The organism is Microcoleus sp. MON1_C1 (assembly GCF_036701945.1).
In the GTDB taxonomy this organism is placed as follows: domain Bacteria; phylum Cyanobacteriota; class Cyanobacteriia; order Cyanobacteriales; family Microcoleaceae; genus Microcoleus.
The window spans coordinates 19041-42740 of record NZ_JAUBRO010000011.1 but is presented as its reverse complement, the minus strand read 5'-3'; the positions used below and the strand labels follow the sequence as shown (position 1 = coordinate 42740).

Below are 23700 nucleotides of genomic sequence, written 5' to 3'. Positions count from 1 at the left end.
GGGAGCGGAGGAATGTGGAGTCACAGATAAATCTCGCTTGCACTCCAGTCTCGATCCCCCTAAATCCCCCTTAATAAGGGGGACTTTGAACCGCCACGAAATCCCCTAAAATAATTAACAAACTTGATTATGAGCCAAGAATGGCAAATTAAAAATCCCAGCATTAGCCTCTATCCTTTCCACCTGCGGGATGATAGGGACGAAGGCTATAAGCAAGTAGCAAAAAATGCTCAAGATTTGTGGGAAAATCTAGCAGATAATGTCGGCAAAGAATTTAACATCAACGAACTAAAATCGCTCAGAGACAAGCTAATTTGCTACAAAAACGGCGTCTATTATCCAGACGGCGAACGGGAAAACCTGACTCAGGTAAAATTGCTGATTCCCGATGGAAAAACTCTGAATTTCCAGCCAATTACTCAGCCAGATAACCAGAAGCTTGAGGGTTCTATCTATGCTCTGCGACTTCAGGATACTTACACCGCAGACTTGACATTTTGCTATCAAAATGTCACAATAAAAGTAGCGGACTTAACTCGATTAAATCCCCAAGGTTGCTTGTTGCCAAATGCAATTCAACCGTCTCTGGGACAAACCTTATTATTATACGCCGAACCAGCAGTTTATGATACTTACCGGAAATTAGCTGACGAATCGGTTAAAGCTTTTGTACAAGATAAACAGCCAGCATCCGTAGAGTTGGGCGCCGAAGGAAAGTTATTTGGTAGTCCGATTTTTGAGTATGACAGCCGAGAAGATGATGCGCGTCAGCGGTGTCACATTCTAGTATGGTTGCAAGACAATCCCCAAACTTTGAAATCCGCAACGCAGGCGTTTAATTCTTACTTGATGAATCTGCTGTGCTCTCGCGCTAAAATTGTATTTGTGTATCTAGAATCTAGGAAAAAGTATCGCAAAGCACAGCAAATAGTCAGCGAGTTAGAAAAGAAGCTTCCCGAATTGGGTGCAATAGAAAGCGAACAAAATCGACAAGTTAAGTTGCAGAAGTTAAAGGAGTTGCTGGCTCAAGTTCGCACTAAAATGTTGGCTTTTGCTCAGCAGGTGCGATATTTGCAAGAAGACAGAAATACCATTGATACTAATGCTGAAAATTATGGTGAGGCGTTGACAAGAATTAGAGGTTTGTGCATCCCAGGCGACAATCTGGATTTTTGGCAGAGGTTTCTAGATTTAGCTGAGGATAAGTATCAGCGGCAAATTGAAATAGATTTAAACTACCTGATTGCTAGTCAAAATTTGTTCCAGCAGTCGATATCCACTGTGCGGGGGATGGTGGAAATCGAACAGGTGGAATTGGACAGGGAACAGATGGAATTATACAAGCAACAGGAAGACAGGGAGAAAAAGGGATCTCGCCAGCTTGAGAATATCATCTTTTTTGTCGGAACTGCGATCGGTGGCGGACAAATCTTTTCGGCCGCCTATCCTCTAATCAAGGATCAACCTATTCAATGGCAACTCGATTTTTCTCTACCGCTGCATCCCTTTGCTGCGACTATTATCTGGAGTCTGCTGTTTGGCTTACTATTTGGCTTGTTAATGCTGGGTATCGCCGTGTTGATAAGGAAAACTTTTCCCCGATAATTTGGATTTAGGACTTACGCATAAAACCAAAGAAACCGGGTTTTTCGGGGTTTTTGCGTGGTATAACTCATATGTTGCAGCATTCTTAAGAACAGGCAAGATGCCTGTTCCACAAAGAGTCAATTTTTTGTGGGGAGTAGGCGTTGGGCATCTTCCCCTCAGCATTATTAAGAACAGGCAAGATGCCTGTTCCACAAAGAGTCAATTTTTTGTGGGGAGTAGGCGTTGGGTCGAAGATGCCGCCCATAAATTACAAATACCGAGTTAACTGCACTCGATAGCGTTCCTTCTTAGTAACAGCAACTTCCCCAATTTCCAATCTTCCCTTGCCCGTAACAGCAATTAAATCTCCAGACTTGACATTATAACTAGCTTGAGTAACGTCTTTCCAGTTAACTCGCACGTCGCCACTATCAATTAAATCTGCCATTTTGCTGCGAGACATTGCGAACCCAGCCGAGGCGACAGCATCCAATCTCATGGATGCTTCAACGGTTGTCATTTCTTTCTTTTTGGGTTCTCTAATTTTGAGTTCGCTCAACTCAATGCGGCGCGTTTGTACAGGAACCGATCGCACTTGCTTCAAACTCATCTCCAAATACTCTACCATCTCGGGCATGACAATGGCTTGCGCGCCGCGTTCTCCCAAAACAATCACATCGCCAGTTTTCTCCCGGACAATTCCCGTACCCAACATCGCCCCCAAAAAGTCGCGGTGAGAAGCTGTATCAAACAAGAAATTGCCAGCGATTTCTACGGCCGCAACGTTAACGCTACCAGAGTCGATCGGGATATCCGATCGCGCGATCGCAATTCTTTGTCTTTCAGCTTGCGGGTAGCCACCCCAAGCCACTAATTCCACATCAGTTAAGCGCTTAAATACCGTCAGAGTGTCCGCCAATTCCGGAGGCGACAGAAAATCAGTCAGAGTAACTTCCCAAGTTTTAATTGCTTGTTCCGCTTGGTCGATCGCCCGCGCCACACATTCGCGGTTTTCGATGCCTTTTAACAGTTCTTCTCTTTGTAACATCAGTTAATGCTAGATTCTAATTTGAAATTGCCAAAGCTTGCTGTAACTACAAAGTCTACTTTTTTAACAGTCGCACTACTTTAATTATAGTCTAAGATAATCCAATAACGAACTTATGATTTTTGGGACTCGCAAAGCTGATATGATGAACATGATTATTGTACCAAATGTATGAAGTCCTCGAGTTTAAGCAAGGTTAATATTTCAACGCGGTTGCTGTGTCAGGAAGCAGCCGAACCGTTGAAACAAGCGCTACAGGATAAAAGCCTTGTACCCGAGGAAGCAACGGCATTACTAACAGCAGACGAGCAACGCGCCATTCCTGCCATCAGCAAAAATAAGGCGTTGATCCAGGAAATTCAGAATCGGGTGCAGGGGTTGCCCTCTTTCCATTCCCTGCTACAGGGCGATAGCCGAAACTTGACACATATTCCCGATGAAAGCGTACATCTGGTAGTCACATCGCCCCCGTACTGGAATTTAAAAGAATATCTCAAAAATCTCAACCAGCTTGGCGAAATAGCAGACTACGAAAAGTTTTTGCAGGAGCTCGATCGAGTATGGCAGCAGGTATGGCGGGTTTTAGTCCCCGGCGGACGGCTGGTGATTGTGGTGGGCGATGTCTGTGTTGCCCGCAGGCGGTTTGGCAGGCACATGGTATTTCCCCTGCACGCGAGTATTCAGGAACACTGTCGCCATCTGGGATTTGATAACCTCGCACCGATTATCTGGTACAAAATCGCCAATGCTTCCCTGGAAGCAGCCGGGAATGGCACGAGTTTTCTCGGCAAACCTTATGAGCCCGGAGGTGTCATCAAAAACGACATCGAATTTATCCTGATGCAGCGCAAACCTGGCGGCTACCGCAGTCCCACTCTCACAGCACGGGTATTGTCCGTAATACCGGAAACTCTCCACCGACAGTGGTTTCAACAGATTTGGCAGGATATCAAAGGCGCTTCCACCAAGCAACACCCCGCCCCATATCCTTTGGAACTGGCAGAACGACTGGTGCGGATGTTTTCTTTTGCAGGGGACACGGTACTTGACCCATTTATGGGGACAGGAACAACCTGCGTCGCCGCCGCCAACTGGGGGCGCAACAGTATCGGGGTAGATGTGGAGCCAACTTACCATCAGCTAGCGCTGAAACGGATGCAGGAGACGTATGGCTTGCGCGTAGTCTACGACAGAACGATGGGGGAGGTTGCTGAATGACGAAACAGACACCCACTATCCCCGATGATGTCTTCCGGGAGGCGGTGCAGGGTTTCTGGGATACCCGCATCGCCCAGGCACAAGCCCAGGTGCTAGCTGGCAAGGTTGACCAAGGGAACCGCAGTGCGGTGACAGGCGGCAAGCAGATGGACGGTTTCATCCTGACGCTGACTAATTTCTTGCTGGCTGTAGGTGTTCCTCAAAACCATATCCATGTTAAAAAAAGCCTAACCGTTATACCGGGGTTCTTCCGCCCGACCAAGATGTACGACTTTTTGGTGGTAAACCGAGAAAAACGGCAACTCAAGGTAGTCATTGAGTTGAAGAGCCAGGTTGGCAGCTTTGGCAACAACTTCAACAACCGCACAGAAGAAGCGATGGGGGCTGCTCTCGACATCTGGACAGCTTACCGGGAAGGGGTGTTTGGCGCAGCACCTCCGCCACCGTGGTTAGGATATCTGTTTGTTTTGGAAGACAGTCCTGCCTCGCGCACCCCGGTACAGGTTGCTGAACCGCATTTCGCGGTTCTGCCAGAGTTTAGAGGAGCCAGCTATGCTAAACGCTATGAACTGTTTTGTCAGAAGATGGTGCGGGAAAGGCATTTCACGGCTGCTTGCTTTTTAGTGACAGGTCGCGAACAGGCAGCACAAAATCCCAACTATACGGAGCCATGTCCAGACTTGTCGGCCGTCAATTTTTTGCAGCAGCTTATCCGGCACGCGCTGTAGAGTAAGTAACAGATTTTATCGAGCCGCCACAGCACAGGAAAATGCTTTTTTAAAATTACAAAATATCACTTAAATCCAAAACAAAACCGGGTAATACATCTTCGCCTGACAGAGTTGCAGGCGCATCTAAAATTTCTACTTCTCTACCTTGACGGGAGATTTCTACTTTTCTATTTTTGCGATCGAGCAACCATCCCAACCTCGCTCCATTTTTCACATACACTTTCATTTTAGCCCGCAATTTTTCTAGCGAGTCAGTGGTCGATCGCAATTCCACCACAAAATCGGGACAAATCGGCGCAAATTTCTTTTTTTCTTCAGCAGTTAAAGCATCCCACCTGTCGCGCCGAATCCAAGCAGCGTCGGGAGAAATATCAGTACCGTCGGGCAGTTTAAATCCAGTTGAAGAATCAAAAGCAATTCCCAAATGCTTATTTTGACGGCTCCAAGATTGAAGTTGATACGATAAGTCTATGTTGAAATTACCCGTCTCGCTACCCGTAGGTGGCATAATAATTAATCCTCCACTAGCAGTGCGCTCAAATCTCAAATCCCGGTTGTCTATACACAACTTAAAAAACTGCTCGTCAGTTAATTCAAGCGTTAATTCTAGGGGAGAATGTAGGGGGATAGTTTGTAATTCCATAACGGCCTTCAAATATTACACGAGTTGACAGTCAACAGTTAACAGTTAACCGTCAACAGTTGACTGTCAACACAGAACTAAGTCTCTGTATAACCTTGGATATTTTCCGGTTCAAACTGCTGCAAAATCTTCGCAGCTTTCCCAGTCAAATCATCAGTACCCTTAACCGCAATCAAAAATTTACCCGCATTCAAACGGTTGCGGTAGGGCAAAGCATCGCCGCTGCCAAAAGCCATGCCCCCGGCTCCGCCAACAACAAAGCTGCCCATCCCGCCGGCGATCGCACCCAGCACTCCGCCGATCGCGTGATCGCCAATTTCGCCCGCCCACGCAAAAGTCTTCAACTGAGTCATCAGACTGAAAGTAACGCCAGCAATAAAGCCAAACGGCACCAGCCAAACAGCCATGAGTTTAGCTTGTTTATTCGCTTGCTGGTTGGGGTCGATCAAGCCAAATTCATCAGCAGTTTTGTAGCCGCGGCCCAAAATGCTCACTTGCTTCATGGGCAAGCCTTCTTTTTCCAGAGCACTGTAGGCAGCTTCGGCTTGAATTCGATCGGGCAGTACGGCGATAAGATAATTCATTAGAAAACAATTCCTGATAATTAGGCTTGAATAGCCAAAGTCTATTATAGCCCGAAAAGACATACTAGCTAAGCACTTGCGGGATTTTGAGACGGTCAGAGAGTCCGATCGCCCGCAAAGCTAAAATATTTCACGGAAAAAACGGCCGACCTTGACCGAATACAGATACAATTCAAACTGCACAAAGGCAAGCTTGAGCTGAGCTGTTAGATACTGCTCTAAGTCATAAGTCTCAACTTTGAGCTCGCCAACGCTCGGTCTATTTTTACTATTGCACTCAATTGCTTGCTATGCCTAAAGTTCTAGTATCCGATCCGATCGACCAAGCCGGAATTGACATCCTCTCCCAAGTCGCGCAAGTTCACGTAAACACAGGACTCTCAGCCGAACAACTGGTAGGAATTATTGCAGATTACGACGCTTTAATGATCCGTTCAGGCACCCAAGTTACCAAAGAAATCATTGAAGCCGGGAATTCACTCAAAATCATCGGCAGAGCCGGCGTCGGCGTAGATAATGTCGATGTACCCGCCGCTACCCGCAAAGGAATTGTAGTCGTCAATTCCCCCGAAGGCAACACGATCGCCGCCGCCGAACACGCGCTCGCCATGATGCTCTCGATGTCCCGCCACATCCCGGAAGCTAACGAATCCGTCAAAGGTGGTAAATGGGAACGCAACCGCTTTATCGGTGTAGAAGTTTACAAAAAAACCCTCGGCATCGTCGGTTTGGGCAAAATCGGCTCCCACCTCGCGGCCGCAGCCAAAGCAATGGGCATGAAGCTGCTGGCCTACGATCCCTTCATTTCGACCGAAAGAGCCGACCAGTTGGGCTGCCGCTTGGTAGAACTCGAACTGCTGATGCGCGAATCCGACTACATCACCCTGCACATCCCCAAAACGCCGGAAACCCTGCACTTAATTAACGCGGAAGTGCTCTCGAAAATGAAGCCCACGGCCCGCATCATAAACTGCGCCAGAGGCGGGATCATCGACGAAGCAGCCCTCGCAGAAGCCATCAAAGAAGGCAAGATCGCCGGTGCCGCGATCGACGTTTACGAACACGAACCGCTGGAAGCCGATTCCCCGTTGCGGAATGTCGGCCAGAACATCGTGCTGACGCCCCACTTGGGAGCATCCACAGCGGAAGCTCAGGTGAATGTGGCGATCGACGTGGCTGAACAAATTCGCGACGTGCTGTTGGGACTGCCCGCGCGATCGGCTGTCAACATACCCGGCATTTTCCCAGACTCGATCGAAAAACTCAAACCCTACCTGCAACTCGCCGAAACCCTCGGCAACCTCGTCAGCCAGCTAGCCGGAGGCCGAGTCGATTACCTCAACGTTCAACTGCAAGGCGAATTGGCCACCAACCAAGGTCAGCCCGTAGTCGTCGCCGCCCTCAAAGGCCTGCTCTCCCAAGCCTTGCGAGAGCGCGTTAACTACGTCAACGCCAGCATTGAAGCAAAAGAGCGCGGAATTCGCGTCGTCGAAACCAGAGACGCCTCAATTCGCGACTACACCGGCTCCCTGCACCTCTCGGCCAAGGGAACCCTCGGCGAACACACCGTGACAGGTGCAGTGCTCGGCGAAAGCGAAATTCGGATTACCAGTGTTGACGATTTCCCGGTCAACGTTTCCCCCACTCACCATATGCTGTTTACCCTGCACCGCGATATGCCGGGGATTATTGGCAAAATTGGTTCCCAATTGGGCAGTTTTAATGTCAATATTGCCAGTATGCAAGTAGGCCGTAAAATCGTGCGAGGCGATGCGGTGATGGTTTTGAGCCTCGATGACCCTCTACCAGAGGGGATACTGGCTGAGATCCTAAAAGTTCCGGGAATTCGGGATGCTTACACGGTAAATCTTTGACGGATTTTGGAGTTTAGATTTTGGATGCAAGGGCTGATAATTGGTAATGGGTAATTGGTCATTGGTCATTGGCAAGAAAGCGGGAATTTTTCTATTAGCCAATCCTCCTTCCTCACTCCCCTGTTCCCAGTCTCCAGTTCCCCTGGGCCAATCTACAATCTAAAATCTAAAATCTAAAATCGTTATGGCACATAGCTGGTGGGAAATTAGAATTCTTTGCGATCCGGCGCTGGAAGATATCATCTTTTGGCGTCTGGAACGATTTAACTGTCGCGGAACTGCTACTGAGATCAAAAGCAATTCCTGCCTGATGTCGGCTTATTTGCCGGAAGAACAGGCAGGATTGCTGGATTTGGCCGCTCTGTCTCTGTGGCTGCGCCAAGATGCTCTGTGTGCAGGTTTGCCTCTACCTGCGATGCAGTGGGATTTGATTGAAGACGAAGACTGGGGCAGCACTTGGAAGGAGCACTGGCAGCCTCAAGAAGTGGGCGATCGCTTTTTAATTAATCCGGCCTGGCTGCCCCCACCGACTGATACCGATCGCCTCATTTTGCGTTTAGATCCGGGTGTGGCTTTCGGTACCGGTGCTCACGCCACCACTCAACTTTGTCTGGAGTCGCTGGAAATGCGGCTCGGTTTTGATGACAGCAAGTCCGTAGTTGCCGATATCGGCTGCGGATCGGGTATTTTGTCGATCGGCGCCGTGTTGTTGGGCGCTACAAAAGTTTATGCTTTGGATACAGATCCTTTGGCAGTGCGATCGACCATTAGCAACAGACTACTCAACCGCGTTAATTCTCAGCAGTTAGTTGCAGAGCTCGGAAGTATCGATCGTTTGAAAGAAATGGTAGATGAGCCGATCGACGGTTTGATCTGCAACATTTTAGCAGAAGTAATCATTGATTTAATCCCGCAGTTCACTGCCATTAGCAAACCAACTACTTGGGCCGTGCTCAGCGGCATTTTGCTCGAACAAGCCAAGCCAATTGCCGACACTCTAGAACAGCACGGCTGGATTGTGGCTACTCTGTGGAAGCGCCAAGATTGGTGTTGTTTTAATATTCGGCGGAATTAACAATATGGTAATTGCTAATTCCTAATTGCTAATTGGTAATTTTGAGTTCATGTTTCATCTTTGGGAAGTGAATTTAAATAAATCTCGCACCTGAAAATAAACCGCGCCAGCCCAGTAAAAACTATTCACCAAAATTAACAAGGTTTTTCCAGCATAAGAATTAATAAAACCAAAAACGCGGTAAGTTGACAGCAGCACTAACAACATTTCAACGATAGAAACAATTGCCCCGTAGTGCTTCCTATCCCAATAAGAAATCGGACTGATAAAACGGTAATTGCTGAACGGAAAAAAGTGTCGGTGAGCGTCGTCATTGTGGACAGGCAAATCTCCCAGAGAGTGTAGTATCATGCTGATAAACAGAATTTGCACACTTTGCCAGCCAAAGTAATAAGCAATTAGCAAACCAATAACCGCAAGGGGAATTGAATGAAACAGAGCCACAATATTTTGCACAAAAGGCTCATAATATGCTTTTGACCAAATTGTAGCTGCGGGCAAGCGAGCAATGTATTTCGCCCAAAAGTAAAATAAAAATATCGGAATATCCGGCAAAATTCCGCCGATAACAATAATTAGATTAGCTTGCAGCAGTTGCGGTTTGCCGAGAATTGCGAGATTGATAATAGCGTGGCTGGGAGTCTTCATCACAAATTTGGGTAGAACCCCCGTCCTTTTAGGACGGCTTTATATTAGAATGTAATTGGTCAACGACCCACCCGAGACGATGGATCAAACAGCCTATACGAGCGAAGTTCAGCCTTGTGCTGGCGGCGAAGCAAAATCGGTAGACCGGGAAAAGAGGATAGGGCAATGGAAGTCTAACCCTAGAATCAAAACTACGAAGAATTCCGTTTGGTATTCGACACGTAAAAACCGCTTTCTCTTGCGGGGTTAGTCTGTGGAGCGAACATAAGACCAAAACTCTTTGAGGGTGGAGGCAGTTGCGAAGAAGCAGAAACTTAAGTCGCGAGGCTTAAGAATCACCGTACCTTCAGGTCGGTGAGTATGTCAAAAGTAGGGTGCGTCAACTAGGATTATCTTATTCATAATTAATCAGATATGAGCTGACACACCCTAGGCGTGAGATAATTGGCTCGTTCTACAAGTGAGGTTGCAGTCGATCGATCAACTGCGCCGGTTGCATAACTCCCTCAATGCGATCGACCTCAGCGCCATTTTTGAACAGCACCAAAGTCGGCAAAGCATAAATGTGATGCTGCGACGCCAAGTGTTCGTACTTATCCGTGTCAATCTTGACAACCATGAGCTTGTCTTTCATCTGACCGCTGACTTGCTCCAAAATCGGTGCCATCATCTGACAAGGCCCGCACCAAGTAGCGTAAAAATCTACCAACACCGGCAAGTCAGAGCCCGATAGTAACTCTTCAAAACTGCTGAACTGTTTTTGAACTGCCATAAGACAAAATAATTTTTTGGGTTCTGGCTCGATTTTAGTGCAAAATTCTCTGGTAGATTGCGAGGATACAATTATGGAATTATTGCCAGAGAATTTTCAGAGATTGCGGGGTCAAGTTGCTGTCGTGACCGGTGCGTCGCGGGGAATCGGCCGCGCCGTTGCTTTAACCCTAGCGGCAGAAGGCGCCAAAGTCGCCGTCAACTATGCGAGTTCGAGTGCTGCTGCTGATGAGGTGGTAGCAGAAATAGTCGCTGCTGGAGGAGAAGCTGTGGCACTTGCAGCAGATGTCTCGAAAACTGACCAAGTAGATTTACTCACCAGTAATGTCATGGAAAAATGGGGACGGATTGACATTTTGGTGAACAATGCAGGCATTACTCGCGATACTTTGCTGCTACGGATGAAGTTGGAAGATTGGCAAGCGGTAATTGATTTGAATCTAACTGGGGTGTTTTTGTGTGCGAAAGCTGCCAGTAAAATCATGCTGAAACAGCGAAGCGGCCGAATTATTAATATTGCTTCGGTTGCTGGGCAAATGGGCAATCCCGGACAAGCTAATTACAGTGCGGCAAAGGCTGGGGTAATTGGGTTTACTAAAACTGTGGCGAAAGAGTTGGCCAGTCGCGGGATTACTGTGAATGCAGTTGCACCGGGTTTTATCACTACAGATATGACTAAGGATGTCAAGTCTGATGAGATTTTGAAGTATATTCCGCTGGGGAGATACGGGGAAGTTGAGGAAGTTGCGGGGATGGTGAAATTTTTGGCGGCGGATGCGGCGGCGGCTTATATAACGGGGCAGGTTTTTAATGTGGATGGGGGGATGGTAATGGCTTAGGATTTCGGGATTTTATTAACCGCAGATATCGCACAGGCAATATGCCTGTGCCACGATGAACGCGGATATTTGCGGTTAATAATTATTTTAAGGCGGCACGCAACTGACTGAGGACTTTTTTGTATTTGGCAATCCGTTGAAAATCTGCCTCTGTGGGATTGGCGATGCGACGAATATCGAGGTTATGAGTAACATCAGCGATCTTGACTCGCAGTGCGATCGGGTTGGCAATAACACGTTCTAAATAAGCTGCATAAGCTTCTCCTTCTATTTTGGTAATCGCCGCGATCGCCGAGACTAGAACTTCAGGAAAACCTTCGCTTCTAAGTTGATCAAGTGTAAGTTCAGAATCTTCGACCGCATCGTGTAGAACTGCTACGATTTTTTCCTCTATAGAGTTTACATTTTCCATTACAAATAGCGGATGATCGAGATAGGGATTGCCTGCCTTATCAACCTGCCCCTCATGAGCTTTTGCGGCGATCCCGATCGCCCGTTGTAGTAATGATTCGTACTCTGAATTCGTATTTGACAACATCGTAAACACTTTCTATATTAAAGTTTCAGTGCCCTCGCGGGGAAAAGGTAGTGTGTGACTTCGGAGTTGAACGTTCATCGTCGGCTATGCGTTGTCGGCAGTGAATTTGAGCCGCAGCAATTCGTTGCCAGTTTGTTCGTGAACTTTTTCACTTACCATTTTAAAGCCATAGCTTCCGTAGAACTTCCGACCCATGGAGTTTGCTTTGAATACTTCAACTTCCAAGTCACCGCGTAATTTCTGTGCATGATCCATCAATGCCCTGCCGGCACCGGTACCCTGGAACTCCGGCTTCACGAATATTCCCCCCACTTCGTTGCCGAGTAAGGCTATGAAGCCGATAACCTGCCCTTTTTGTTCAACAACCCACGTTTCTGCATTTGGTAAATATATATTAAGAATATTGTAACGCTCTTGTTCTATGAATTCTTTTGTTAAAAAAGGATGGGCTATCCTTGAGGCACTTTCCCAAGAAGACAAGACCTCGTTTAAATCTTTATCTTCATACTTACGAACAATAGGTTCCATGATAATTTCTTGATTTTCTGGTTCAGCGAACACCGCAGAAGTTGGCAAAGCCCAAGTTCGCTCTGCCCTTAAAGCCAAAGTGTCGCGGAATGAGCCAGATTAAAATCCAAAAGGGCGATTGGAACTAAATTAATAGCAGATATGAGCGCATTATCAGACTATAACTCCGCCTAAAATTATTTGCTTAAATATTCGTCTAGTTGTTAAAAAACCTTACTGTTTTAACTCTATATTTTCCTAATCCAATTGTACACCACAGCATACAAAGCCAGCAACTTATTGACAAAACTTTGCCAGAGAGAACCTTCCCCTTTCTCAGAAACTTCTTCGATTTCCACGGGCAGCGGTGGCATTCCGACTACTTCATACAGCGGATATTCGCCACTTTTCCCCGGAATTTGCACGGATACGCATTGATTGACGATCGCCAATTCCTTCACTTCCTGATAAGTCTCCTCGGAAATCAATAAACTCGTTCCTACTTGCTTATTAGCCGCCTCGATCCGGCTGGCTAAATTCACTGCATCCCCGATCGCCGTCACTGTCTGATTTTTCAAAGCCCCCAAATTCCCCACAACCACCCAGCCGCAGTGAATCCCAATCCCAATCCGCAATTGGTGACGGTACAAATTTTCAAAATAGGGATTGAGTTTCTCTAGTTCCTCCAGCATTTCCACCCCAGCCCTTACCGCTTGTTCGGCCGCCTTGTCAGGATTTTCCAACCCAAACAGGGCCATTAAACCGTCACCCATATAATTATTAATCATCCCGCCATTCCGGTTAATCGCAAAACCCATTTTTTGGAAATAGCGATTTAAAACATAGATTACGTCGTAGGGCAACAGCGATTCTGCAAAAGGCGTAAATCCTCGAATATCCGCAAACAAAATCGCAATTTTTTTCTCTTGACCCACAGGAGGAGAAATCAACTTTCCCGACATTTCGTCGTTAAATGATTCCAAGTCTTCAGAATCGATCGCCAATCGGCGCAAAATCACCTTGCCGCCCGCAACCTGCGTCTGACAAGCCAGCCTAATTTCCGGCTCTAAACGCAATTTTTTCGCGAGTTCCTCTTCCGGCGAAGTGCGCGGAGAGCAAAATTCCAAACCTTCGACAATCAATACCCGGCAAGTCGAACACCGGGCGCTACCGCCGCAGATGTGGGTGTGCGGAATGCCGGCACGCAGAGAAGCTTCGAGAATTATATCGTCGTCGTCTATCTCGATCGTGCGATCGTCCGGGAGATAGTGAATCTGTGGCATATGTGGCGCGTCTAGCTAATTAGCGAGGAATCTCGCGGACATCTGTTATTGCAGCGAATCTGTATGCAAACCCGGTTTCTCGGCATCTTTTTTGCATCCCCTGATTCCTTAACTATAAGTCGCGATCGGCATTTGCTTCTCGTTGCGTCAGCTCAAGCGCCCAACTGACAACAGTTTAAAAAAAGAAAGCAACTCTAAGCAATAGTCCAACTCTTAGCTCATCATTCATTCTAAATTCTAAAATCTAAAATGGTATAACTGAACACTGAAATTTTCATCTCACCGTGAAAATACCCCAATTCAAGCTGTGGAGTTAATCTAAAATCTAAAATCTAAAATCTAAAATAAACTGACATAATTCTTAATAAAATTTCGAGCGCCCAAAGCCCGATAAATCCGTTATCAAATCCCCTTCAACGGCGATATATTTTTCTGAATTTTCGGAATTTTCCTGTGGAGACCTGACTTTGTAATAGTTTCAGCTTTTTTGCTCTCTAACAACCAGCCAATTTTCGTGAGATAGAATAGCAGCATCTTTAAAACCGGTATAACCATGACTTCATCAACAGCCCTACAAAACATCGAAAAGCACATTCCCATCGTGGGAGATGTGCATACCAAAAGTCCGCTCGCCTACCGAGCAACCCGCCTTGCAGTCAGTGCAGTTAACACGGTGCAAATGGCAGTAGCAGAGTCTTACATCAATGGATTAGAAGTCCCAGATTCAGTATTGCGATCGCTTTTTGATACCTGTATGCCCGTCTTTTTTAAGCATTTTCCCTCCCTGCTTGCACCCTATGAATGGGTGCTAACAGAAACAGACCATACAGCCGAAGGGCCGCGGGATTTAATGAAAATTCAGTACGACTTGCCTCAAGCCATGCTGAATCCAATGTTAGGCGAGGGGAAACTCATTTATCCTAAATACAGCATGGGATTGTGGGAAAAAGGAGCCGCCAACCTTGAACAATCGCAAATGCAGATGATTGATGATGTGATTGAAAAGCTAGAGATTCAGGATGGCGATCGCATTTTAGACTTTGGTTGTGGTTGGGGTTGCGTTCCCAATTACATTCTTTCCAAATTCCCTAATGTCGAGTTTACTGGCATTAACCTCAGCCACCACCAATGCGAGTATATGCGTCAGAAGATGCAAGATCCTGAAAGCTACCTTAGTTCTGGTAGATTTACCCTATATGAAGGCGATTTGAACGACGCCAACTTCGAGACGAAATTTGACAAAATTCTCTCCATCGGAGTTTTTTGTCATGTGGGTAATTTAACGAAGGCTTTCCAAAAGCTGGCATCTTTCCTGAAGGATAACGGCAAAGTTTTCATTCACATCATCACCGTTCGCACTCCGAACAATATATCCAGCGTTTTCACCCACAAATACATTTTCCCCCACGGCCGTTACTGGAAATACGATGCAGTTCCCAGCCACAACAAAGACCTCAAAACCATAAAAAACTGGTATCTAAACGGATACAATTACTCCACAACTTTTGCTAACTGGCTGAAAAACTTTGACGATTCTCAGGCAATAGTCAAAGATTTAGACTACGGCATCGACTATGCCAAGTTTCGCCGCATCTGGCGGTTTTACCTGATTTGGTTTGTGGCTAATTTCGCGAGTTGCGACGGCGAATATAACGGCAACGGCCAATATTTAATGGTTCGTGCCTAACCGCTAATCAGTAGACCAACCTCAAAAAACCGAACACCCCGAACCCCGACATCTCAAAGAAGTCGGGGTTCTTGAGTGCGCTCTCCCGATCGGGAGTATGAAACCTTTCTACGTCGATTTAGGGCGATTGAGAAGTGTTGCCTTCTTTTGAGGAATTTTTCTGAGTTTAAAAAAATCCGGAATAAGATTATTGCTCGGTGAATAAGACCTATATCAACCGTGATCCTGCACAATAGTTTTTAAATTCCATCCTCGATCGGTAGTGATGAGGTGCGATATTTTACTACAAAAAGAGAGTTGATTTATACAATGGTAGACAATATGAAACCTTCTCTTCCTCAAGACGACCCAAACCAAGAACAGCGCAAAGATTCCTTGAATCGTCAGCAACAAGCTTATCAGTTTGACTATGAGAGTTTATCACCTTTAGCATTATTGAAAGATGTGCCCGCCGTCGAGAATTTTTCGAGTAAGTATCTTGCAGAACGGATATTAGCAACATCGGAACTGCCAGCAAATATGTTGGCAGCCGATTCGAGAGCTTTTCTCGATCCTCTCGATGAACTCCAAGACTATGAAGACTTTTTTACTTGGCTGCCGCTACCTGGAGTTGCCAAAATTTACCAAACCGATCGCTCTTTTGCAGAACAGCGGCTGTCTGGAGCAAATCCGATGGTGCTTCGCCTGTTAGATCAGGAGGACTCTCGGGCAGAAACACTGGCACAACTTTGCTGTTTGCAGCCATTATTCGATCTTCGCAAAGAGTTACAGGACAAAAACATTTACATTGCCGATTATACAGGTACTGACGAACACTATCGCGGGCCTGCGAAAGTTGCAGGAGGAACCTATGAAAAAGGCAGAAAATACTTGCCGAAACCACGGGCTTTTTTCGCTTGGCGGTGGACAGGAATCCGCGATCGCGGTGAAATGACACCTATTGCCATTCAACTAGATCCTAAGCCCGGTAGCCATCTGTATACCCCATTCGATCCTCCTATCGATTGGCTGTATGCGAAACTCTGCGTACAAGTGGCAGATGCTAATCACCATGAAATGAGTTCCCATTTAGGTCGAACTCATCTGGTGATGGAACCAATCGCGATCGTCACCGCCCGACAGTTGGCTAAAAATCACCCGCTTAGCCTGCTGCTGAAACCGCACTTTCGCTTTATGTTGACCAACAACGATCTGGCGCGTTCTCACTTGATCGCTCCCGGGGGGCCCGTCGATGAATTGCTAGGCGGCACCTTGGCTGAGACAATGGAACTGACTAGAGAGGCGTGCAGTACATGGAGTCTCGATCAATTTGCCTTGCCCGCTGAACTGAAAAATCGGGGAATGGATGACCCCAATCAACTGCCTCACTATCCTTACCGAGATGATGGATTGTTGCTTTGGGATGCGATTGAAACCTTTGTATCGGGCTATCTTAAATTCTTTTACCCGACGAATGAGGCGATCGTACAAGATGTGGAACTGCAAACCTGGGCTAAAGAATTAGCGTCTGATGACGGCGGTAAAGTCAAAGGAATGCCAGACCACATCGACACAGTTGAACAATTAATTGCAATTGTCACAACTGTAATTTTTACCTGTGGCCCACAACATTCAGCAGTCAATTTTCCCCAGTATGACTATATGAGTTTTGCGGCCAATATGCCCTTGGCAGCCTACCGGGACATTCCTGGAATTACCGCCTCGGGTCATCTAGAAGTGATTACGGAAAATGACATTTTACGGTTGCTTCCTCCGTACAAACGAGCGGCTGACCAACTGCAAATTCTGTTTATTTTGTCAGCTTATCGATATGACCGTTTGGGTTATTACGATAAATCTTTCCGAGAACTCTACCGGATGAGCTTCGATGAAGTTTTTGCGGGAACCCCGATCCAACTTCTAGCCAGACAGTTCCAGCAAAATTTGAATATGGCAGAACAAAAGATTGATGCCAACAATCAAAAACGAGTCATCCCTTACTTGGCTCTCAAGCCTTCGTTGGTACTAAATAGCATCAGTATGTAGGAGTGTATTTGTTGGGTGGGTGTTTCGCCCACCCCACAATAAAATTCATTATTTGTGGAACAGGCTTTCTGGCCTGTTCTTAAGCATCGTAGAAGATGTAAGAGCCCCTGCACATTCTCAGCTTTTGTATTCTTCAGCGATCGAGCAATTCACGCACATTGTACCCGACGAATCGGTGAAGGTCACTTCATCTTGATAATGCCGGGGTGTTTGCATCAGCAACCGCCAAGCTTCACCAGCATCGATTAAATTCATGCGATCGGGATAGTGAATTTGCAACAACTCTTGCACCATCGGATAATAGTCTGAGTTGATGCTGGGGAAAATATGATGCTCTGTGTGGTAAGAAAAATTCAAGTGCAACAGGTCAAATATTTTAGGAACCCGCACTGAAGCACTGTTGATCAGGGGGTCATTAATGCTGGTCATCCGGCAACCCATGTGATTGGTATAGATGTAAAACATTGCGCCTGCATGACCAATTGCGATCGGCAAAAAGTACGCAAGAGCGATTTTGAGCGGATGAAAATTTAGGTAGAACAAAATGCTGGCATGAATTCCTAAAATTCCCACACATTCAAAGGCGATAGCCACTCTATCTTTAGCACTAACTGTAAAAGCAGCCGGTACATAATCAACTGATTTATCATTAAATAAAAGTACCGAGGTTAGATTGCGGAAATTATGCACTAACCACGAACCGGCCATCCCTACAATTAACCACAGCGGATTGACTTCAACTGACGGTACAAACAGATTTTGAATCCATTTTCCCCAAGTATCTGGTTGCTGGTACAGATAGTTGCGATCGGGGTCTGCCAAAGAATTCGTGTTATTGTGATGTACGAGGTTGTGCAGATTTTTCCACTGAGTAGGTGGCATGAACAGCATACTTAGACCCAAAAAGGCGATCGGATAAGTCAGGCGAGACTTTTTCTGAACGCTGCCGTGCATCAAATCGTGGGAGCTAAATAGCAAAACTATGATACTATTGCCCATAATCGCGGCTAAAGGTAAGTAAAGCCATAAAAGATAGACAGGCCAGCGATCGAGATAGTCGGCAATTCCCCATCCTAACAATAAAATCCCGATATTTATCAGCAGTATCCCTAACTTGCTTGAATTCGGCTCAAAGGCATCGGATGGCAGTAGCGGACGCAATTTTTTAACATATACTGAGTGGTGAATTAGCGTTTCTGCGCCTACAGTCGGCGTTGCCGTCTTGTCTAGAGTATGGAGTAATTTTTCTGATTTCATGTGCTCGCTAAGAGGATTTTTATGTGACTTAATAAGTTTCTAAATTTAATTAGATCCCGTACCCAATTTAGATGGAACCCACACATAAATCCGGCGGCTTATTGTCAGGCGGCGGAGATTTTATCTGTCTCCACTGCAGCTATCCGGGAGCTTGTGATCAAATTGCTTTAGATCAAGGCTGCCTGATTTTTGTACCAAGATATTATTGTATCCTATAAAAATAATTTTGGAACACCTCTTAAAGGCTTACCTATCGATAATACTCTCCCACTTTTCAGTTGGGTTTAATCTCAATAACCAATCCTAAATAATCTATAAAATTAAAAAAGTCCGTTTCCTTGAACAATTTCTTTGATTGTCGTCAGCGTATCTAACCCGATCAATCCTCGACGATAACCTTTTTGGTTGGACATTCCCAAAAATATCGCATCTCCACGATTTTGATAGCGCCAAAACCGAGGTGAGGCATTAATAAAAGTTGAGGCGCTGTTAACATCCAGAGCAAATTGGCGACTTTCTAAGTAAGATTCAGTGGCGATGCAGTCAGCGTGGCCGCTGCTGTAGCGGTTGATCCAGCCGATCGCAATCTCTAAACTATCGACAACTTTAAACGCTATAGTTTTGTTTAAATACGGTTGAGTCCACTCGTATGGTTCCGCCAGCTTCAAGTCGGGGAAATCTGCGACGAGATCCGCATCACCGCTAATTTGAAAGCCTTTTTCTTTTAAACTGTTCCACAGCCTGACTAAGGAAGAAGGCTTTTGGTTGCGATCTATCAGCACTTTCTCGATCGCATTAACAGGATCGGGCACGCTTTGATGGCTGTCCAAAATCATCCACCTTGCCATCTCCAAACTGCCAGTCGGTGACCAATAAAGGTAACAATTTCCCATTGCCGACCTCAAAACGGGTGCTGTGCACAACCTCACCACCTGCTGCACCAAACTTGGCCTGCCGTAGGGAATAATTAAATTGAGATATTGGTCTTGAGTGACCAATTCTCGGATCGAAGCGCCCCGATCAGGCGGCAGTACCTGCAAACATCCCGAGGGCAAACCGACCTCATCGATCGCCGAAACCAAAGCTTCTCCAATTACTGTATTAGTTTGCCAGCTTTCGCTGCCACCTTTAAGAATCAAACTGTTAGCGCTTTTGAGAGACAAACCCGCGGCGATCGCCCCCAACTCGGGAAACGCCTCGTAAATTAGAGCGATCGCCCCCAGCGGTAGCGACTGACAGTAAACCTGACACCGATCGACCTGATAAGAAGCATTGATCACCCTACCGATCGGATCTGGCATTTCCCCCAACCGTTCCAGAATTTGCACAGTTGTCTTGATCCGTTCCGGCGTCAGCTTCAGCCACTCCACGATCAACTCGGGAATCGCCATGTCCCGACTTGCTTCTAGATCCAGAGTATTTGCTTCTAAAATGTCATTTTGCCGGCGTTTCAGCCAGCCCGCCATCGCCTGCAAACCTGCCGCGCGATCCGCACTCTTTGTGGCAGCCAACTCCAAAGAAGCTTGATAAGCGCGACGCGCGACATTTGCGGCATCTGATGAATGGGTAAAATCCTCTATTATCATCTAGCTAACGCCTGTAAGCGAGCCATACCATCAGCGCCGGCAGCATTGCTAGCAGCACGGCGACCATTGCCCACAGAATAATATTCGGGCCCGGCGAGTGCAGCGCCAAGGGCAACCAAATCACTAGCGGCACCAATATCATACCCAAAGCCAGTGGCAAATAATGGGCCTTCAAACCCGGATGCGCTCTGTTCCACTGGTTCCCTGTCCACCGCCAAGCCTGCTTGTAAGGATAGTTCGTTGATAGTTGCTCAATCACGTATCCACTTTCGTCCAATACAAATATTTGTTGACAGCGGTTGCATCCAAAGGCTTCTGTCAACGTTATAGGCACTAGACGACCCCGGCGTCGGCAAGGACAGGGGTACTCATCATTTAAGTCAATCTTTGGAACTTTTTGAGATGGCACTAGCGATCAGATAAAAAAAGCGTTTTTGCAAAAATAATCGTTAACATATCCAGTTAATCAAACTTGTCAATTCCGCCCTACCGAGGCTTTCAACTGCCTGTTCCGAGATATGTCCGACCGGCAATTTTGACTTGCAAGTTCTGCATTCAATTTTACCACTAACTTAGGTATTTTCAACCATCATTAGGAGTATACCGAAAACTTTCTCGATCTACTTTCCCCTTTCCTTGATGTTTTTATCTTCTAAAGCGGGTGACGCGATTCGAACGCGCGACATTCACCTTGGCAAGGTGACGCTCTACCACTGAGCTACACCCGCATTTCCTGCGGTATTAACAATATTGTCTCAATTCTCGAAATTTGTCAAGTCTTTTTAGTAAGTTTTTTTCAGAAACCCAGTAAAAACCCCCAAAGCCTATCCCCAACTGAAATTTCAGCAACCAGATCATTAACCAAATCAGTAATTGCCGTGAAATTTGAGCCCCATCGGCCGACGGCAAAGCTACAATCAAGCTGGAATTGTGGGAGAACACTGTCATGTCAGATTTAAATCGCGGAATCATGAAGTTCAAGGGAGCTGACAGTCCTATAGCGATCGCCATTTCGGCGATTGTCATTGCCGGCGGAATCGGCTTCTTGATCTGGTGGGCGCTGCAATCAGCCTACACCCTCAGCTAACAGACTACTCAAACGTAAAACTTATCAGACCTTGCTCAGAAGGCAGAATTTAAGAAAAATTCTGTCTTTTGCATTTTTTTGCCCTTCGTCTTGAATTTATTGCCCAGGAATCCGGATCGATTGCTGACGATCGAATGATTGCCATAAATCACCCGATCGGGCGAGTCACTAGCATGATCCCAGATGACTGCCCGTTCCACTACTTTTGTAGTACACTTGTAAACAAGGCGCGCCGAGAGCGCAGTTTTAGATGCAAGTGTTTGCAAGGGTTGTATCTCAACAAAAATTTATGGCAAGCTTTCAGGACATTTTCCAATACTACAGTCGCTACTGGAAAATATCAGTTTACAGCATAGGCGCATCGAGCGTTTTGGCATTAGCCGATTTGCTTGTTCCCTACGCGATCGGTCAAATATTAAACGTATTGTCGGGTCAACCTACAGATACAGTAACGCAAAAACTCATAACAGCGATCGCCTCTGTTACCCAGCACTCACCCAGCAAAATATTATCGCTATCCATCTTGCTGGGCATGATTTTTCTGGTAACAGTCGCCAAAGCACCGGTACAGCCTTGGGTGGCAAATTGGTTCCACTGGGCGATACCATTGAGGGCGAGGCGCGATCGAATGAGAGGTGCGATCGGCAAAATCCTCACCTTACCCCTAGAATTCTACGACGAAAACAACGCCGGACGGATTGCCAGCCGCATCGCCAAAGGCATCGCCAACCATACTTGGACTTACCCAGAAATTGCCGGCGAATTCATCCCCGAAGTCGTGCGCTTAATCGGCATTTTTTCCGTTATCTGCTTAATTGAGTGGCGGATTGGCTTATTAATTTTGGTTTCATTCCTATTTATCCTCAGTTTCACCTTAAAAGGCTTGCAAGGGGTGACTGCCCGCGAAGAAATTCTGGATGAATACATCGAAGATACCGAAAGCCGCAACTCGGAAATTATCACCAACATCAAAACAGTCAAAGCTTTTGCCACAGAAAGCGATGAACTCAAAAGGCAAACAACCAGACTCGATCGCGAATTAAAAGTCGTGATCCACCGCATTCACAAAGGATACGTCACCTTGGGGGCATACCAGCAGACGATCGTCCAACTGTGTTTGTTTTCAGTTCTCGGTTTTAGCCTAGCCGCCACGGTTGCAGGCAAAATTTCCCTCGGATATTTTGTTACCGTCTACACGTTGGCAAGCATGGCATATTCCCAACTGCGTCCGATTAGCATTATCGCCGAATTATTGGCGCGGCGCTATTCTTCAATGATCCGGTTCCACGAGTTTATGCAAACGCCAGACGGTGTTGATGCGGTTAATTTAGCAGAAAATGCTCGATCGGCGTCGCCTTATAAATTTACCGGCAAAGTTGAATTCAGCGGTTTGACATTCGGGTACGACAGTCAAAAACCCGTTTTGCAGGATGTGAATTTATTGATTCATCCCCGTCAGACTGTAGCATTAGTCGGGCGATCGGGTTCCGGAAAATCGACTTTAGTTAAACTTCTGTTTCGCTACTTTGAACCGAATTCCGGCAGCATTCTGATCGACGGCGAAGACATTCGCAGCTTAGACGTGACTCGCTACCGCCAGCGTTTAGCCATTGTCCACCAAGAAGTAGACGTTTTTAACGGTACTTTGCTGGAAAATTTGACTTACGGAAACAGAAATGCAACTTTCGAGCAAGTTGAGGATGCTTGTCGCATTGCCAAAGTAGACGATTTTGTGCGGCTGTTGCCCCAAGGTTACTATACCGTGGTCGGGGAGAGAGGAATGCGGTTGTCCGGCGGTCAGCGGCAGCGGTTGGGGATTGCGAGAGCGCTGTTGGTGGAGCCGGATGTGTTAATTTTTGATGAGGCTACTTCTAGTTTGGACTATGAGTCGGAGCGATCGATCCAGCTAGCCATGCAGAATATCCTCGGTACGCGCACCACCATAATTATTGCCCACAGACTGAGTACAATTCGCGAAGCCGATACGATCGTCGTACTCGACGGCGGTAGAATCGTCGAAATTGGCAGCCACGAAGAACTCTTAAACCAACAAGGCATTTACCGCCGCCTGCACTCCCTGCAAGAAACCGGAGAATTAGTGAATTAGGGATTTGGATTAAGTCTAGACTTAGGGTGCGTGCTCAGGGCAGGCACCAAGCCTAGACTTAGCAATGCGTACCTGAAACAGTATTCTATTTTCCGGTCTGCCCTAAATGACTTATGGTTTCTCTACTTAATCATTAGAGTTTTAAATATAATGTTGCAAATAAAGATTCAGGTGCTAGGATTTATAACTGTGATGGAAATGGGTCGATGCCCGAGCGGTTAATGGGGGCGGACTGTAAATCCGCTGGCTACGCCTACGCTAGTTCAAATCTAGCTCGGCCCACCTCAATTTAATAAAAAGTTAAAATTTAAGAATTAAAAATTAATTTTTTAATTGGAGATTCTTAATTTTTTATGCCCGTGTAACTCAGTGGTAGAGTACCTCCTTGGTAAGGAGGAAGTCACGAGTTCAAATCTCGTCACGGGCTTGCCTTTTAAGCCATACAATTCCTTACTCCAGCTCGGAATATTCTAGAGCTTGGTTACTCTGGCAGAGTAGTTACCGCAAGGTGATACATAACTACCAATTGCTAAATCTTCGCTAGGTGTGTAGGGATGCTGTGTAACGCTGTGCTACGTATCGGTTCCCTTGATTCGAGGCCAGCG

At 46.4% G+C, this 23700-nt stretch carries 21 protein-coding genes and 3 tRNA genes; 12 read left to right on the top strand and 12 right to left on the bottom strand.

Translation table 11 applies throughout. The features are described 5' to 3' along the window. Positions 1-129 precede the first annotated feature (129 nt). A complete protein-coding gene (locus QUA62_RS08380; RefSeq protein ID WP_333403409.1) occupies positions 130-1605 on the top strand; it encodes a hypothetical protein in 1476 nt (491 codons plus the stop codon). 250 nt (positions 1606-1855) lie between these two features. Here QUA62_RS08380 and QUA62_RS08375 read toward each other — a convergent pair whose 3' ends face one another. Further along, on the bottom strand, positions 1856-2635 hold the full coding sequence (locus tag QUA62_RS08375) for a photosystem II S4 domain protein (RefSeq protein WP_333403408.1): 780 nt from the start codon (positions 2633-2635) through the stop codon (positions 1856-1858). A 171-nt stretch (positions 2636-2806) separates the two neighbouring features. On the opposite strand from QUA62_RS08375, the gene QUA62_RS08370 reads away from it, so the two are divergent. Both QUA62_RS08370 and QUA62_RS08365 read left to right on the top strand, forming a co-directional pair. After that, entirely contained in the window at positions 2807-3853 is a 1047-nt protein-coding gene (locus QUA62_RS08370; RefSeq protein ID WP_190738697.1) for a DNA-methyltransferase, read from the top strand. Then, positions 3850-4581 (top strand): PaeR7I family type II restriction endonuclease, encoded by a 732-nt coding sequence (locus tag QUA62_RS08365; protein WP_190738698.1) that lies wholly within the window; start codon positions 3850-3852, stop codon positions 4579-4581. Before QUA62_RS08370 ends, QUA62_RS08365 begins: the two co-directional genes overlap by 4 nt. A gap of 55 nt (positions 4582-4636) precedes the next feature. Here QUA62_RS08365 and QUA62_RS08360 read toward each other — a convergent pair whose 3' ends face one another. Both QUA62_RS08360 and QUA62_RS08355 read right to left on the bottom strand, forming a co-directional pair. Next, positions 4637-5227 carry a Uma2 family endonuclease gene (locus QUA62_RS08360; protein ID WP_333403407.1) on the bottom strand — a complete coding sequence of 197 codons (591 nt, stop codon included), beginning with the start codon at positions 5225-5227 and terminating at the stop codon, positions 4637-4639. Between the two features lie 77 nt (positions 5228-5304). Beyond that, on the bottom strand, positions 5305-5811 hold the full coding sequence (locus QUA62_RS08355) for a hypothetical protein (RefSeq protein ID WP_190663783.1): 507 nt from the start codon (positions 5809-5811) through the stop codon (positions 5305-5307). Between the two features lie 290 nt (positions 5812-6101). On the opposite strand from QUA62_RS08355, the gene serA reads away from it, so the two are divergent. Next, positions 6102-7685 carry a phosphoglycerate dehydrogenase gene (gene serA / locus QUA62_RS08350; protein ID WP_333403406.1) on the top strand — a complete coding sequence of 528 codons (1584 nt, stop codon included), beginning with the start codon at positions 6102-6104 and terminating at the stop codon, positions 7683-7685. A 184-nt stretch (positions 7686-7869) separates the two neighbouring features. Further along, entirely contained in the window at positions 7870-8760 is an 891-nt protein-coding gene (gene prmA, locus QUA62_RS08345; RefSeq protein ID WP_333283916.1) for a 50S ribosomal protein L11 methyltransferase, read from the top strand. A 54-nt stretch (positions 8761-8814) separates the two neighbouring features. On the opposite strand, the gene QUA62_RS08340 is transcribed toward prmA, so the two are convergent. Next, on the bottom strand, positions 8815-9408 hold the full coding sequence (locus tag QUA62_RS08340) for a hypothetical protein (RefSeq protein WP_333403405.1): 594 nt from the start codon (positions 9406-9408) through the stop codon (positions 8815-8817). 454 nt (positions 9409-9862) lie between these two features. Then, positions 9863-10180 (bottom strand): thioredoxin, encoded by a 318-nt coding sequence (gene trxA, locus QUA62_RS08335; protein WP_006634176.1) that lies wholly within the window; start codon positions 10178-10180, stop codon positions 9863-9865. Between the two features lie 73 nt (positions 10181-10253). On the opposite strand from trxA, the gene fabG reads away from it, so the two are divergent. Further along, a complete protein-coding gene (gene fabG / locus QUA62_RS08330; protein WP_333283920.1) occupies positions 10254-11018 on the top strand; it encodes a 3-oxoacyl-[acyl-carrier-protein] reductase in 765 nt (254 codons plus the stop codon). A gap of 82 nt (positions 11019-11100) precedes the next feature. Here fabG and QUA62_RS08325 read toward each other — a convergent pair whose 3' ends face one another. The 3 genes from QUA62_RS08325 to QUA62_RS08315 form a co-directional block, all read right to left on the bottom strand. Continuing rightward, entirely contained in the window at positions 11101-11556 is a 456-nt protein-coding gene (locus tag QUA62_RS08325; protein ID WP_333403404.1) for a GTP pyrophosphokinase, read from the bottom strand. Positions 11557-11640: 84 nt separating this feature from the next. Continuing rightward, the gene (locus tag QUA62_RS08320) at positions 11641-12132 is read right to left on the bottom strand and encodes a GNAT family N-acetyltransferase (RefSeq protein ID WP_333403403.1); all 492 of its coding nucleotides are present in this window, start codon (positions 12130-12132) and stop codon (positions 11641-11643) included. Positions 12133-12311: 179 nt separating this feature from the next. Then, a complete protein-coding gene (locus QUA62_RS08315; RefSeq protein WP_333403402.1) occupies positions 12312-13346 on the bottom strand; it encodes an adenylate/guanylate cyclase domain-containing protein in 1035 nt (344 codons plus the stop codon). 553 nt (positions 13347-13899) lie between these two features. Between QUA62_RS08315 and QUA62_RS08310 the strand changes: the two genes are divergently transcribed. Both QUA62_RS08310 and QUA62_RS08305 read left to right on the top strand, forming a co-directional pair. Beyond that, positions 13900-15033 carry a class I SAM-dependent methyltransferase gene (locus QUA62_RS08310; protein WP_333403401.1) on the top strand — a complete coding sequence of 378 codons (1134 nt, stop codon included), beginning with the start codon at positions 13900-13902 and terminating at the stop codon, positions 15031-15033. A 321-nt stretch (positions 15034-15354) separates the two neighbouring features. After that, positions 15355-17058 (top strand): lipoxygenase family protein, encoded by a 1704-nt coding sequence (locus QUA62_RS08305; protein WP_333403400.1) that lies wholly within the window; start codon positions 15355-15357, stop codon positions 17056-17058. Positions 17059-17175: 117 nt separating this feature from the next. On the opposite strand, the gene QUA62_RS08300 is transcribed toward QUA62_RS08305, so the two are convergent. The 4 genes from QUA62_RS08300 to QUA62_RS08285 all read right to left on the bottom strand — a co-directional run bounded on the left by QUA62_RS08300 (position 17176) and on the right by QUA62_RS08285 (position 20629). Next, positions 17176-18315, bottom strand: coding sequence for a fatty acid desaturase (locus QUA62_RS08300; RefSeq protein ID WP_333403399.1), 1140 nt, complete (start codon positions 18313-18315; stop codon positions 17176-17178). Positions 18316-18635: 320 nt separating this feature from the next. Next, complete coding sequence (locus QUA62_RS08295) at positions 18636-19901, bottom strand: glutamate-5-semialdehyde dehydrogenase (RefSeq protein WP_333403398.1); 1266 nt, start codon at positions 19899-19901, stop codon at positions 18636-18638. 4 nt (positions 19902-19905) lie between these two features. Then, on the bottom strand, positions 19906-20310 hold the full coding sequence (locus QUA62_RS08290; RefSeq protein WP_190663244.1) for a hypothetical protein: 405 nt from the start codon (positions 20308-20310) through the stop codon (positions 19906-19908). A 247-nt stretch (positions 20311-20557) separates the two neighbouring features. Beyond that, a tRNA-Gly gene (locus QUA62_RS08285) sits at positions 20558-20629 on the bottom strand. A gap of 218 nt (positions 20630-20847) precedes the next feature. Here QUA62_RS08285 and QUA62_RS08280 point away from each other — a divergent pair. The 4 genes from QUA62_RS08280 to QUA62_RS08265 all read left to right on the top strand — a co-directional run bounded on the left by QUA62_RS08280 (position 20848) and on the right by QUA62_RS08265 (position 23522). Beyond that, positions 20848-20988: a hypothetical protein gene (locus QUA62_RS08280; RefSeq protein ID WP_006635902.1), complete on the top strand. Its 141-nt coding sequence runs from the start codon at positions 20848-20850 to the stop codon at positions 20986-20988. Positions 20989-21277: 289 nt separating this feature from the next. Further along, a complete protein-coding gene (locus tag QUA62_RS08275) occupies positions 21278-23095 on the top strand; it encodes an ABC transporter ATP-binding protein (RefSeq protein ID WP_333403397.1) in 1818 nt (605 codons plus the stop codon). 200 nt (positions 23096-23295) lie between these two features. After that, positions 23296-23377 (top strand) — tRNA-Tyr (locus QUA62_RS08270). A 73-nt stretch (positions 23378-23450) separates the two neighbouring features. Further along, positions 23451-23522: transfer RNA gene (locus tag QUA62_RS08265), tRNA-Thr, on the top strand. Positions 23523-23700: the final 178 nt, after the last annotated feature.